This is a genomic window from Klebsiella sp. R390, assembly GCF_051131745.1.
GTDB lineage: Bacteria > Pseudomonadota > Gammaproteobacteria > Enterobacterales > Enterobacteriaceae > Klebsiella.
Window position 1 is genome coordinate 2,614,282 of the sequence record NZ_CP180445.1, and the last position, 12,276, is coordinate 2,626,557.

A 12,276-nucleotide genomic window follows, 5' to 3' on the forward strand; every position below is an offset into this window, starting at 1 on the left:
ACAAGGTATGTCTTACTGTTGATCCGAAACGTTTCGGGTAACAACCAAAACGTTTCGGATCCGTGATAGACCTCAGGAAATTATTGTGAAGAGGTGTAAATCAGCTGGTTTCGCCGGGGATAAATTCAGGCTGCCAGAGCACCTGGAGAGAGGCAAGATCGTCACCAGCGATGAGCCGGCGGACCATGCTGGCGATTTGGCGACCGACGCCCTGGCGAGTGGATTGGATCACCGCCCCGACCGGGGTTTCAATGATGCTGTCCTGTGGTAAACCGTCGTACACCACCAGCGACACGCGGTTATCACCGGTCAGACGCCCCTGCTGGTAGAGCGCCATGGCGGCACCATCGCCGTGAGTATTGCAGTCAGTGATAATTGCCGTTGGCGGCTCCGGCAGGCGGAGCAGCTCCAGCGTGGCCTGATAGCCGCCGCGTCGGGTTGGCGGCACGCGGCGCTGCCAGCAATCGGACAGACCGGCCTCCCGGAGCGCATCCAGATAGCCGTTCCGCCGCTGTGAGATAAACGCCTGGTTGTTGTTTTCACCCAGAAAAGCGATGCGCTGATGGCCCTGGTTGATTAAATGACGAGTGGCGCGATAGGTCCCGGCATGGTTGTCGAAATCAAACCAGGCATAGGGTAATGGCAGGCGGCTGCGTCCGAGAGCAAGAAAAGGAAAACCAGAGGCCAGCAATTGTGTCAGGCGCGGGTCGTCGTCAAGCGTATGTGCCACGATCAGCGCATCTATCCGCCGGCTTTGCGCCATGCGCATATAGCCGTGCTGATCGGCCTGCTCGTCGTCGGCAATCAGCAGCAGATCGATCTCATAGCGCGCCAGCTCGTGGCTGATTTCCCCGACCATATCGTGAAATACCGTGTTATTCAGCGGCGCCGGGCTCATGGGGAACACCAGACCAACGGCGTCGATTTTGCCCATTTTAAGCCGCCGCGCGAAGGTATTCGGCTGATAACCACGGCGCTTTGCTTCGGCTTGAACCCGGGCGCGCGTCTCCTGCGACACGTCATCATAACCGTTTAGCGCACGGCTGACGGTGGTGACCGAGATCCCAAGTTCTTTAGCAATGGCTTTCAGAGACATACATATCCTTGTCGACGCGGGGAAGGCGGTTAGTGTCCCGCAATACGGGGATGGCGTCCAGCAACAGCATCGCCGCTTTACCCCGGATATGGCGTTAGTTTTGTTCTGCCACCAGCAACGCCTGAGTATCCGGCTCCAGCGCCTGGAAAACATGCTCCCGATCGGCCGGGTAACAGATGTAATCCCCTTCGCCAAGCTCTTCTGGCGCGTCGGTCAGGCCAACCCGCGCCCGGCCCTGGGTGATAATAATATGCTCCACCGAACCTGCCGGGTGCGGGTGTGAAATACGATCGGCCCCCGGTTGCGTCAGCAAAAGATAGATATCGCGACGCGCTCCCGGCGGACAGGCAGCCAGCAGGATAGCCTGATAGTTCGCTTGTTCCGCGATCACTTTTGTCCCCTCACCGCGGCGAATCACCTGGGTGGTGTTGACCTGCGGTTCCAGCAGGCGCGCAAAGGGGATATCGAGCGCCACGCAGAGCGCCCACAGGGTTTCCAGACTCGGGTTACCGTTGGCCGACTCCAGCTGCGATAGCGTCGATTTAGCGATCCCGGCCCGTCGCGCGACTTCGGCGAGAGACAGCCCGGTACGCGCACGTTCACGCACCAGACTTTTGGCAATCAGGCTTATTGGCTGCGTCATATATCGCCCCATCGTTTTTTATATCGAACGTTTCGTTCGACTTGAAATGAATGTGTGTTGCGTTCATTATAATGGAAATTCGTTCGATATGGCTAAAGAGTATGAAACAGCATTTTGCCAGCCTGAAAGGCGACACCATTAAAGCGATTATTTTAGTCTGCCTGGCTGTCGGCATCGTGGGCATGTCCTATGGCTCACTGGCCATCGCCTACGGTTTCCCCATTTGGGTGCCTTTTGTGCTCTCCGTCTCCGTGCTGGCGGGGGCTTCTGAGTTTATGTTTATCGGCATTGTCGCCAGCGGCGGCAATCCGCTAGCCGCTGCTGCTGCCGGATTATTAGTTAACGCCCGCCATATTCCCTTTGGCGTCACGGTACGCGACCTGGTCGGCAAACGCGCCGCCAGCTTCCTCGGCTGTCACATTATGAACGATGAAAGCGTGGTATTCGGCCTGTCGCAAAAGACGCCGGAACAGCGCCGGGCAGCCTACTGGCTGTGTGGCCTGGGCGTGGCCATTATCTGGCCGCTGGGTGCCCTGCTTGGCGCCGGGGTGGGTAAACTGCTGCCGTCCCCGGAAACCATCGGTCTGGATGCAGTATTCCCGGCCATTTTGCTGGCGCTGGTCGTGCCGGCCTTTAAAAACCGCACCACCCTGATCCGGGCCTGCAGCGGCGCGCTGGTATCCTTAGCCGCCGTGCCTTTTGCGCCGGTGGGTTTGCCGGTGCTGCTCTCACTGTTTGGCCTGCTGGCGAGGAAAAAATAATGGGTAACATGACGCTGTTTATCGCCGGTATCGCGATTCTGTCGCTGGGAACCTATTTAATGCGTTTAGGTGGGGCGAAACTGGGCAACCGCCTGGCCTTTTCCGAACGTTCTCAGGCCCTGCTTTCCGATGCCGCGACGGTGCTGCTCTTTTCCGTGGCGCTGGCGACGACGTTTTATGAAGGTGAACATTTTGCCGGAGCGGCGCGGGTACTGGGCGTGGGCTTTGCGGTATTTCTCGCCTGGCGCAAGATGCCATTGATCGTGGTGATTATTGCCGCGGCGGTAGTGACCGCGTTGTTACGAATGGCCGGTATAAGCTAAAAAAGCGCCCGCAGGCGCTCTTTCGACAATAGCTTTTGGCTTATTTGTTCAGTTCCGCCGTCATATGCACGCGGTTACCGGTAAAAGCTTCGGTAATTTTGTAAGACGATGCCCCGGCAGCCTGAGCCTGTGCGGCGATTTTTGCTTCTGCACCGTCCATTGTCATGGCGGTCGCCGTTACGGTTTCAGCGGCAAAGGAACCAAAAGAGACGGTCATAGCGATAACTGCTGCAAAAGTTTTGATGCTGTTCATGATGTAAACCCTTTAAATTAGTTGTTTGGATAAGGCGCCGTGCCTTGATGTGATAAATAGTAGCCCTCACATCGCCAAACAAAAAGCGGAAGGATTTGTTCTCATCATTCAAAAAAATTGATCTATTTTTAACCAGCGATCAATCGCTGTGGATGGGTGTATACCGTGGCCCTGCCCGGCTTGCAGAAGCCGACCAGCGTCAGGTTGCAGCGCTCTGCGACCTCCACCGCCATCGCCGTCGCAGCAGAGACGGCAAACAGAATCTCCACCCCGCACATCGCGGCTTTCTGCACCATCTCGTAGCTGGCCCGGCTGGAGACTAACGCTGCGCCGTTGCGCCAGGCGCCTTCTACATCGACCCGATGCCCGAGCAGCTTATCCAACGCCACGTGCCGGCCAACGTCTTCGTGGCCTCCCGCCAGTTCGCCAGAAGGACGTACCCAGGCTGCAGCGTGGGTGCAGCCGGTCAGACGGCCGATCGGCTGGAAATCATTCAGATGCGCCAGCGCGCGGTCAAGATTCGCCAGATCGAAGGTCTGGGTAAACGGCAACGGCTGCACCGGTTTACCAATATCATTGAGTTGTTCCACGCCGCACACGCCGCAGCCGGTACGCCCGGCAAGCGCCCGGCGACGCGCTTTCAGCCCCATAAAGCGACGACTGGAAAGCTCGATCTGCACTTCCAGCCCGTTGCAGGCCTGCACGACATCCATCCCATAAATGTCACGCCGGTCTTCTATAATCCCTTCAGAGAGAGAGAAACCAACAGCGAAATGCGCCAGATCCTTTGGCGTCGCCATCATCACGACGTGAGAGATGCCGTTATAGACCAGCGCGATCGGGACTTCTTCAGCTAACTCGTCCGGCTGAGGATGTTGCAAATCTTCGCGTTTCCAGAGCGTGACCCGGCGATAAGTTGTGACATCTGTCACATTTTCAATTTGTTCGTGAGGGTTCTTGTTCACTTTGTCTTAACCGTATTGGAACAGGCATACACACAATGTGGTATTCTCTCTATACCCCTTCAAGTGAAAGGGGGATCACCCCCAATTCTGAACCTTTGCGGCCCTGACCGCAAAGTAAATAACTACATGTGACAATGTCGATACAAGGAGTGAACCATGCAGGTCAGCAGAAGGCAGTTCTTTAAGATCTGCGCTGGCGGTATGGCAGGCACAACGGCAGCAACGCTGGGCTTTGCTCCAGCCATTGCGCTCGCGGAAACCCGGCAATATAAACTGCTGCGTACCCGTGAAACCCGTAACACCTGTACGTACTGTTCTGTCGGTTGTGGGCTGTTGATGTATAGCCTCGGCGACGGTGCGAAAAACGCCAAAGCATCCATCTTTCATATCGAAGGTGACCCTGACCATCCGGTCAACCGTGGTGCGCTCTGCCCTAAAGGGGCGGGTCTGGTCGACTTTATCCACTCTGAAAGTCGCCTGAAATTCCCGGAATATCGCGCGCCAGGCTCCGACAAATGGCAGCAAATCAGCTGGGACGAGGCGTTCGATCGCATCGCCAAACTGATGAAAGAAGACCGCGATGCCAACTTCATGGCGAAAAACGACGCTGGCACCACCGTCAACCGCTGGTTGACCACCGGTATGCTGTGCGCCTCCGCCTCCAGTAACGAAACCGGTTATTTAACCCAAAAATTCTCCCGCGCGCTGGGTATGCTCGCGGTCGACAACCAGGCACGCGTCTGACACGGACCAACGGTAGCAAGTCTTGCTCCAACATTTGGTCGCGGTGCGATGACCAACCACTGGGTGGATATTAAAAACGCCAACCTGATTGTGGTGATGGGTGGTAACGCCGCTGAAGCGCACCCGGTAGGGTTCCGCTGGGCGATGGAAGCCAAAATTCGCAACGGCGCGAAGCTGATTGTTATCGACCCACGCTTTACGCGTACCGCGTCGGTAGCCGACTTCTATACCCCGATTCGTTCCGGTACTGACATTACGTTCCTGTCAGGCGTGATCCTGTACCTGCTAAACAACGAAAAAATTAACCGTGAATATACCGAAGCCTATACCAACGCCAGCCTGATCGTGCGTGAGGATTATAGCTTTGAAGACGGTCTGTTTAGCGGCTACGACGCTGAAACCCGCAAGTACGATAAAACGTCCTGGAACTATGAGCTGGACGAAAACGGCTTTGCTAAGCGCGATACGACGCTCCAGCATCCACGCTGCGTGTGGAACCTGCTAAAACAGCACGTTTCCCGCTATACGCCGGACGTGGTCGAAAATATCTGCGGGACGCCGAAAGCGGACTTCCTCAAAGTCTGCGAATACATCGCGGAAACCAGCGCTCACGATAAAACGGCATCGTTCCTGTATGCACTCGGCTGGACTCAGCACTCTGTCGGCGCGCAGAACATCCGTACCATGGCGATGATCCAGCTGCTGCTTGGCAATATGGGGATGGCTGGCGGCGGCGTTAACGCCCTGCGCGGCCACTCCAATATTCAGGGTCTCACCGACTTAGGATTGCTGTCGCAGAGCCTGCCGGGTTATATGACTCTGCCGAGCGAAAAACAGGCCGATCTGCAAACCTATCTCGCCGCCAACACGCCGAAACCGCTGCTGCAAGGCCAGGTGAACTACTGGGGCAACTACCCGAAATTCTTCGTCTCAATGATGAAGGCTTTCTTTGGCGATAAAGCTACGGCAGAAAACAGCTGGGGCTTCGACTGGTTGCCGAAGTGGGATAAAGGCTACGACGTACTGCAGTACTTCGAGATGATGAACCAGGGCAAGGTCAATGGCTACATTTGCCAGGGCTTTAACCCGGTGGCCTCGTTCCCGAACAAAAATAAAGTTGTCGCCTCGCTGTCGAAACTGAAGTTCCTGGTGACCATCGACCCGCTCAACACCGAAACGTCCACCTTCTGGCAAAACCACGGTGAGTCGAACGACGTTGATCCGTCGAAAATCCAGACTGAAGTGTTCCGCCTGCCTTCCACCTGCTTCGCCGAAGAAAACGGTTCTATTGTTAACTCCGGCCGCTGGCTGCAATGGCACTGGAAAGGCGCAGATGCCCCCGGCATTGCGGTCACCGACGGAGAGATCCTCGCCGGTATCTTCTTACGCCTGCGTAAGATGTATGCCGAGGAAGGCGGCCCGACGCCTGAGCCGGTGCTGAACATGACGTGGAACTACTCCACACCGCATGAACCAGCGTCCGAAGAAGTGGCGATGGAAAGCAACGGTAAAGCGCTGGCGGACATTACCGATCCGGCGACCGGGGCAGTAATCGTCAAAAAAGGCCAGCAGCTGAGTTCGTTCGCCCAGTTGCGTGATGATGGCACCACCTCCAGCGGCTGCTGGATCTTCGCCGGGAGCTGGACGCCGGATGGCAACCAGATGGCCCGCCGGGATAACGCCGACCCATCAGGCCTGGGTAATACCCTGGGCTGGGCCTGGGCATGGCCACTCAACCGCCGCATCCTGTATAACCGCGCCTCTGCAGACCCGCAGGGCAACCCGTGGGATCCGAAGCGTCAGATCCTGAAATGGGATGGCGCGAAGTGGGCCGGAATGGACATCCCAGACTACAGCGCCGCCGCACCTGGCAGCGATGTCGGGCCATTTATCATGCAGCCTGAAGGGATGGGACGTTTGTTCGCTATCGATAAGATGGCGGAAGGGCCGTTCCCGGAACACTACGAGCCGTTTGAAACGCCGCTGGGCACCAACCCGCTGCACCCGAACGTGGTCTCCAACCCGGCCGCTCGCGTCTTTAAAGGCGATCTTGAGCAGATGGGCAAAATGGAGAAATTCCCGTACGTCGGTACCACTTACCGTCTGACCGAGCATTTCCACTACTGGACCAAGCATGCGCTGCTTAACGCTATCGCACAGCCGGAGCAGTTTGTCGAAATCGGCGAGAAGCTGGCGAATAAACTCGGCATCGCCCACGGCGATACCGTTAAGGTCTCCTCCAACCGCGGCTATATCAAAGCCAAGGCGGTGGTGACCAAGCGTATTCGCACGCTGAAAGCCGACGGTAAAGATATCGATACCATCGGTATTCCGATTCACTGGGGCTACGAAGGCGTGGCGAAGAAAGGGTTTATCGCAAACACCCTGACGCCGTTCGTCGGCGATGCGAATACGCAGACGCCGGAGTTCAAAGCGTTCCTCGTTAACGTGGAAAAGGTGTAACGGAGGCGACCTATGGCTTATCAATCGCAGGACATTATCCGTCGCTCCGCGACTAACGGCTTCACCCCCGCGCCTCGTGCGCGGGACCATCAGGAAGAGGTGGCGAAGCTTATCGACGTTACCACCTGCATCGGCTGTAAAGCCTGTCAGGTGGCCTGTTCCGAGTGGAACGACCTCCGTGACGAAGTGGGTCATAACGTCGGGGTGTACGACAACCCCGCCGATCTGACTGCCAAATCCTGGACGGTGATGCGCTTCTCGGAAGTGGAGCAAAATGACAAGCTGGAGTGGCTCATCCGTAAGGATGGCTGCATGCACTGCGCCGATCCGGGCTGCCTGAAGGCGTGTCCGTCAGAAGGGGCGATCATTCAGTATGCCAACGGCATCGTCGACTTCCAGTCCGAGCAGTGCATCGGCTGCGGCTACTGCATCGCCGGTTGCCCGTTCGACGTGCCGCGCCTCAACCCGGAAGATAACCGCGTCTACAAATGTACACTGTGCGTAGACCGCGTCACCGTAGGCCAGGAACCGGCCTGCGTGAAAACCTGTCCGACAGGCGCTATCCACTTTGGCTCAAAAGAGGATATGAAAGTGCTGGCAGGCGAACGCGTTGCCGAGCTGAAAACCCGTGGTTATGACAATGCCGGCCTGTACGATCCGGCTGGGGTTGGCGGGACGCACGTGATGTATGTTCTGCATCATGCCGACAAGCCGAATCTCTATCACGGCCTGCCGGAAAACCCGGAAATCAGCGCTACCGTGAAGTTCTGGAAAGGCATCTGGAAACCGCTCGCGGCGGTCGGTTTTGCCGCGACCTTTGCCGCCAGTATCTTCCACTATGTGGGTGTCGGTCCGAACCGCGCAGACGAGGAAGAAGACAATCTGCATGAAGAGAATGACGAGGTGCGCAAATGAAAAGACGTGACACCATCGTGCGCTACACGGCGCCGGAACGCATCAACCACTGGGTCACCGCCTTCTGCTTCATGCTGGCGGCGATAAGCGGGCTGGGGTTCTTTTTCCCGTCCTTTAACTGGCTGATGCAGATCATGGGTACACCGCAGCTGGCGCGCATCCTGCACCCGTTTGTCGGCGTGATTATGTTTGCTTCATTCATCATCATGTTTTTCCGCTACTGGCACCATAATCTAATCAATCGGGATGATATCTTTTGGGCGAAGAATATTCGTAAGATCGTCGTCAACGAGGAAGTAGGTGACACCGGGCGCTATAACTTCGGCCAGAAATGCGTATTCTGGGCGGCGATTATTTTCCTGGTACTGTTGCTGATAAGCGGTGTGATCATCTGGCGCCCTTACTTTGCACCTGCGTTCTCAATCCCGGTAATCCGATTGGCGCTCATGCTGCATTCATTTGCCGCAGTAGCATTAATTGTGGTTATCATGGTGCATATATACGCCGCCCTGTGGGTGAAAGGCACCATAACCGCGATGGTGGAAGGCTGGGTTACTAAAACGTGGGCGAAGAAACATCATCCACGCTGGTACCGGGAAGTTCGCCAGAAACAGGAAAACAAGACTGAATGAGTATTCGCATAATCCCGCAAGATGAGCTGGGTTCGAGCGAGAAACATACGGCGGAGTACATTCCGCCGTTACTGTTCCCCAGGCTGAAGAATCTTTATAACCGCCGCGCTGAACGTCTGCGCGAACTGGCGAAGAACAATCCGCTGGGTGATTACCTGCGTTTTGCTGCGCTGATTGCTCACGCCCAGGAAGTGGTGCTTTACGACCATCCGTTACAGATGGATCTGACCGCGCGTCTCAAAGAGGCGAACGAGCAGGGTAAACCGCCGCTGGATATTCACGTGCTGCCGCGCGATAAGCACTGGCACAAGCTGCTACATTCGCTGATTGCCGAACTGAAACCAGAGATGAGCGGCCCGGCGCTGGCGGTCATCGAAAACCTGGAGAAAGCTTCTGAGCAGGAGCTGGAGCTGATGGCGAGCGCCCTGTTTGCTTCAGACTTTGCCGCTGTCAGCAGTGATAAAGCGCCGTTTATCTGGGCCGCGCTATCGCTGTACTGGGCGCAAATGGCCAGCCTGATCCCAGGTAAAGCACGCGCCGAATATGGTGAGCAGCGCCAGTTCTGCCCGGTATGCGGCTCCATGCCCGTATCCAGCATGGTGCAGATTGGTACGACCCAAGGGCTACGCTACCTGCACTGCAACCTGTGCGAAACCGAATGGCACGTGGTACGCATCAAGTGCAGCAACTGCGAACAGAGCCGGGATCTACACTACTGGTCTCTCGATAATGAACAGGCGGCCATTAAGGCCGAGAGCTGCGGCGACTGCGGAACCTACCTGAAGATTCTCTATCAGGAAAAAGATCCGAACGTCGAACCCGTCGCCGACGATCTCGCATCGCTGGTGCTGGACGCCCGCATGGAGCAGGAGGGCTTTGCCAGAAGCTCAATCAACCCGTTCATGTTCCCGGGTGAAGGGGAGTAAATCAGCTCTCATGTCGGGCAGCATACGTTGCCCGACTCACCTATTTGACCACATCCCTCTTCCCCGCGTCAGAGGTGAGTCTCACTTTTGCGAGCCGCTTTCCATAATCCTCCCACCGTCATAAATGCCATTTTCTTTTGCCGCAAACCAGGCTATAACACTGTATGCCCATACAGTTTAAAGGAATAAAAAATGGCGCTGGAAAAAGGTATTGCTGAGCAGGTTCAGGCCTTTATCGATGCAGGTCGCCCCGCTTCGCGAGAGCAACATATTGATGACCGGAGAAACGGCTACATCGCCAGCGCGGTGTTAGCCGGCGAGACGGAAACCCGGGTACAGGTAGAAGATATCACGCTGGAAGACATGACCTTTCGCGTGGTCTCGCCGCAGAATGCCGTCGGCACGCTACCCACCGTTATCAACTATCACGGCGGCTGTTTTATCAGCGGCGGTTTCGCGACCCATGATAAGCAGCTCCGGCAGTTGGCGTATGACAGCGGTTGTCGGGTCATCGCCGTGGCATATCGGCTGGCGCCCGAACACACGTTTCCCACCGCACACGATGATGCCTACAAAGGGGCACAGATTATCCAGCGTCATTCCAGGCAGCTTGGGGTCGATACCGCGCACATCACCCTTGCCGGTGACAGCGCCGGCGGCCATCTGGCGCTGGTGACTGCACTGCGTCTGAAAGCCGCGCAAGACTGGCAACCGGCGCAGCTCATTCTGATTTATCCCATGCTGGATGCCACCGCTAGCTCGCCAACCTACATCAGCAACGGCAGTGATTACATCATCACCAGCGATACGCTGCTGAGCGGCTACGAAATGTATCTGGCTTCCACACCATTAACGCACCCGGAGGCCAGCCCGCTGTGGCGCGACGACTTCCACGGCCTGCCGCCGGTGCATATTGTCACCGCCGAATATGACCCTCTGCGCGATGAAGGCGAAGCACTGTATCAGTATCTGAGCGAGCAGCAGGTTGCCTGCACCTGCCAGCGCTACCTCGGGGTAATTCACGGCTTCTTTCAGCTTGCAGGGATAAGCCAGGCAGCGCGTAGTGCTATTGGGGATATCGCCTGGAGAATCCGTTCACCAGGCCAGTCGGTGTGATGAGTGCGGTGGGAATTACTCTTCTTCGTTCCCGCCCTCTTCATACGAGCCAAAAGGCTTCGCGGGTAGAACAATATAAATACCTTCAAAAATCGCGCCCAGACTCTCGCCGCCAAATAGCTCCACCTGCAGCTGAACACGTGCTTTGCGCCCACGAGCAAGGCGATCGAGATCGCCGCTTAACGATCCCAGGTCAGCCACGGCGCTCGGGCGTCCGCTAATTGGCTGGCTATAGCGAATATGCGCGTCGGCGAGAATAATCGTGCCGCCCAGGTGGCGTTCACGCAGCATTAGCCAGATCAGCCCCCAGCCGGTTAAGGTCGCCAGGGAAAACAGGCTACCGGCAAACAGGGTATGGTGCGGATTCTGGTTGCCAGCTTCCGGCATGGTGGTAATAAACTTTTTCCCGGTGTATTGCTGAATGCGCACGCCCATTTTTTCGCTGAGCGGAATATGCTGATACCAGGCCTGCTGCAGCTGCCCGCACCAGTCTCCGCGGTGCAGAATGTCATCCAGCGAGGCAATCGGCTTAATCATCAGGAAATGGCGAATCGGCGTGGTGGTTGGCGTAGTAATCTCGCCCTCGTTGACAAAACCGAGCTTGGCGAAGAAATCCATAGCGTCTTCACGCGCGCTGCAGGTTACGCGCTTGACGCCTTCCTGACGGGCAACCGACTCGAGGGTCATCGCCATCAGCGTCCCCAGGCCTTTATCCTGCACCGACGGGTGTACGGCCATAAAGCGAATAGAGGCTTCGTTCTCCGCATTGATATACAGCCGTCCGACGGCCACCAGACGCCCTTCTTCATCCACCACCATCTGGTGATGCGCCATCGCATCCCAGGCATCGCGTTCCGATCCTTTAGGCTGATGCAGCGGCTTGCGCAGCATCTCCCAACGGAACTGATAATAGCTCTCGAGTTCTTCTTCTGTTTGCGGTACACGAAGGTGATACATAGCTGTACTCTCTTTTGTTACCCGCAACCGGCCTGGAAGCTGGCTCATACTTGCAACCAGAAGGTCACAGGACCATCATTAACCAAAGAGACCTGCATATCCGCAGCGAATCTCCCGGTCTGTGTGTCCATCTCCTGCTGACGGCAGCGCGCGACAAAATAGTCATACAACGCTTCAGCTCTGTCCGGGGCGGCGCCTTTTGAAAAACCAGGACGCATGCCGCGCTCGGTATCCGCCGCCAGCGTGAACTGCGATACCACCAGTACGCTGCCGCCGGACTGTTGAACATTGAGGTTCATTTTTCCGTCAGCATCGCTGAAAATACGATAGCCCAGCACGCGCTCGCACAGGCGATTCGCTTTCTGCTCATCGTCGTCTTTCTCGACGCCCAACAACACCAGAAGCCCCGGGCCGATTTCACCCGTCACTTCACCCTCCACGGTTACGCTTGCACGGGTCACGCGTTGAATTAATGCAATCAT

The 12,276-nt window shown here is 56.6% G+C and carries 13 protein-coding genes; 7 read left to right on the forward strand and 6 right to left on the reverse strand.

What is annotated here, in order from left to right:
* Positions 1-100: 100 nt before the first annotated feature.
* Together ACMYSP_RS12140 and ACMYSP_RS12145 are read right to left on the reverse strand one after the other, a co-directional pair.
* A complete protein-coding gene (locus ACMYSP_RS12140) occupies positions 101-1,096 on the reverse strand; it encodes a substrate-binding domain-containing protein (protein WP_434586954.1) in 996 nt (331 codons plus the stop codon).
* 94 nt (positions 1,097-1,190) lie between these two features.
* Positions 1,191-1,739, reverse strand: coding sequence for a helix-turn-helix domain-containing protein (locus ACMYSP_RS12145; RefSeq protein WP_434586955.1), 549 nt, complete (start codon positions 1,737-1,739; stop codon positions 1,191-1,193).
* A gap of 101 nt (positions 1,740-1,840) precedes the next feature.
* Between ACMYSP_RS12145 and ACMYSP_RS12150 the strand changes: the two genes are divergently transcribed.
* Complete coding sequence (locus ACMYSP_RS12150; protein ID WP_123758037.1) at positions 1,841-2,500, forward strand: AzlC family ABC transporter permease; 660 nt, start codon at positions 1,841-1,843, stop codon at positions 2,498-2,500.
* Positions 2,500-2,823, forward strand: a complete 324-nt coding sequence (locus tag ACMYSP_RS12155) for an AzlD domain-containing protein (protein ID WP_434586956.1) — start codon at positions 2,500-2,502, stop codon at positions 2,821-2,823. Before ACMYSP_RS12150 ends, ACMYSP_RS12155 begins: the two co-directional genes overlap by 1 nt.
* 40 nt (positions 2,824-2,863) lie before the next feature.
* On the opposite strand, the gene ACMYSP_RS12160 is transcribed toward ACMYSP_RS12155, so the two are convergent.
* Both ACMYSP_RS12160 and fdhD read right to left on the reverse strand, forming a co-directional pair.
* Positions 2,864-3,076, reverse strand: a complete 213-nt coding sequence (locus ACMYSP_RS12160; RefSeq protein ID WP_123758039.1) for a YdgH/BhsA/McbA-like domain containing protein — start codon at positions 3,074-3,076, stop codon at positions 2,864-2,866.
* Positions 3,077-3,204: 128 nt separating this feature from the next.
* A complete protein-coding gene (gene fdhD, locus ACMYSP_RS12165) occupies positions 3,205-4,041 on the reverse strand; it encodes a formate dehydrogenase accessory sulfurtransferase FdhD (RefSeq protein WP_434586957.1) in 837 nt (278 codons plus the stop codon).
* Positions 4,042-4,197: 156 nt separating this feature from the next.
* Here fdhD and fdnG point away from each other — a divergent pair, with 156 nt between their 5' ends.
* From fdnG to ACMYSP_RS12190, 5 genes are all read left to right on the forward strand, one after another.
* Positions 4,198-7,248, forward strand: coding sequence for a formate dehydrogenase-N subunit alpha (gene fdnG / locus ACMYSP_RS12170; protein ID WP_434586958.1), 3,051 nt, complete (start codon positions 4,198-4,200; stop codon positions 7,246-7,248).
* 12 nt (positions 7,249-7,260) lie between these two features.
* Positions 7,261-8,163, forward strand: coding sequence for a formate dehydrogenase subunit beta (gene fdxH / locus ACMYSP_RS12175; RefSeq protein ID WP_434586959.1), 903 nt, complete (start codon positions 7,261-7,263; stop codon positions 8,161-8,163).
* Complete coding sequence (gene fdoI, locus ACMYSP_RS12180) at positions 8,160-8,795, forward strand: formate dehydrogenase cytochrome b556 subunit (protein ID WP_123758044.1); 636 nt, start codon at positions 8,160-8,162, stop codon at positions 8,793-8,795. Before fdxH ends, fdoI begins: the two co-directional genes overlap by 4 nt.
* A complete protein-coding gene (gene fdhE / locus ACMYSP_RS12185; RefSeq protein ID WP_434586960.1) occupies positions 8,792-9,721 on the forward strand; it encodes a formate dehydrogenase accessory protein FdhE in 930 nt (309 codons plus the stop codon). The genes fdoI and fdhE overlap by 4 nt, the downstream gene beginning before the upstream one ends.
* A gap of 192 nt (positions 9,722-9,913) precedes the next feature.
* The gene (locus ACMYSP_RS12190; protein WP_434586961.1) at positions 9,914-10,837 is read left to right on the forward strand and encodes an alpha/beta hydrolase; all 924 of its coding nucleotides are present in this window, start codon (positions 9,914-9,916) and stop codon (positions 10,835-10,837) included.
* 15 nt (positions 10,838-10,852) lie between these two features.
* Here the strand turns inward: ACMYSP_RS12190 and fabY are convergent, their stop codons facing one another.
* Together fabY and dtd are read right to left on the reverse strand one after the other, a co-directional pair.
* The gene (gene fabY / locus ACMYSP_RS12195) at positions 10,853-11,794 is read right to left on the reverse strand and encodes a fatty acid biosynthesis protein FabY (RefSeq protein ID WP_154145201.1); all 942 of its coding nucleotides are present in this window, start codon (positions 11,792-11,794) and stop codon (positions 10,853-10,855) included.
* A gap of 44 nt (positions 11,795-11,838) precedes the next feature.
* Positions 11,839-12,276 (reverse strand): D-aminoacyl-tRNA deacylase, encoded by a 438-nt coding sequence (gene dtd, locus ACMYSP_RS12200; RefSeq protein WP_434586962.1) that lies wholly within the window; start codon positions 12,274-12,276, stop codon positions 11,839-11,841.

Bases quoted from the DNA above. Each gene is read 5' to 3' on its own strand.
- ACMYSP_RS12145 (WP_434586955.1), bottom strand. From the start codon at position 1,739: ATGACGCAGCCAATAAGCCTGATTGCCAAAAGTCTGGTGCGTGAACGT.
- ACMYSP_RS12190 (WP_434586961.1), top strand. From the start codon at position 9,914: ATGGCGCTGGAAAAAGGTATTGCTGAGCAGGTTCAGGCCTTTATCGAT.
- ACMYSP_RS12140 (WP_434586954.1), bottom strand. From the start codon at position 1,096: ATGTCTCTGAAAGCCATTGCTAAAGAACTTGGGATCTCGGTCACCACC.
- fdxH (WP_434586959.1), top strand. From the start codon at position 7,261: ATGGCTTATCAATCGCAGGACATTATCCGTCGCTCCGCGACTAACGGC.
- ACMYSP_RS12155 (WP_434586956.1), top strand. From the start codon at position 2,500: ATGGGTAACATGACGCTGTTTATCGCCGGTATCGCGATTCTGTCGCTG.
- fdhE (WP_434586960.1), top strand. From the start codon at position 8,792: ATGAGTATTCGCATAATCCCGCAAGATGAGCTGGGTTCGAGCGAGAAA.
- ACMYSP_RS12150 (WP_123758037.1), top strand. From the start codon at position 1,841: ATGAAACAGCATTTTGCCAGCCTGAAAGGCGACACCATTAAAGCGATT.
- ACMYSP_RS12160 (WP_123758039.1), bottom strand. From the start codon at position 3,076: ATGAACAGCATCAAAACTTTTGCAGCAGTTATCGCTATGACCGTCTCT.
- fabY (WP_154145201.1), bottom strand. From the start codon at position 11,794: ATGTATCACCTTCGTGTACCGCAAACAGAAGAAGAACTCGAGAGCTAT.
- fdoI (WP_123758044.1), top strand. From the start codon at position 8,160: ATGAAAAGACGTGACACCATCGTGCGCTACACGGCGCCGGAACGCATC.
- dtd (WP_434586962.1), bottom strand. From the start codon at position 12,276: ATGATTGCATTAATTCAACGCGTGACCCGTGCAAGCGTAACCGTGGAG.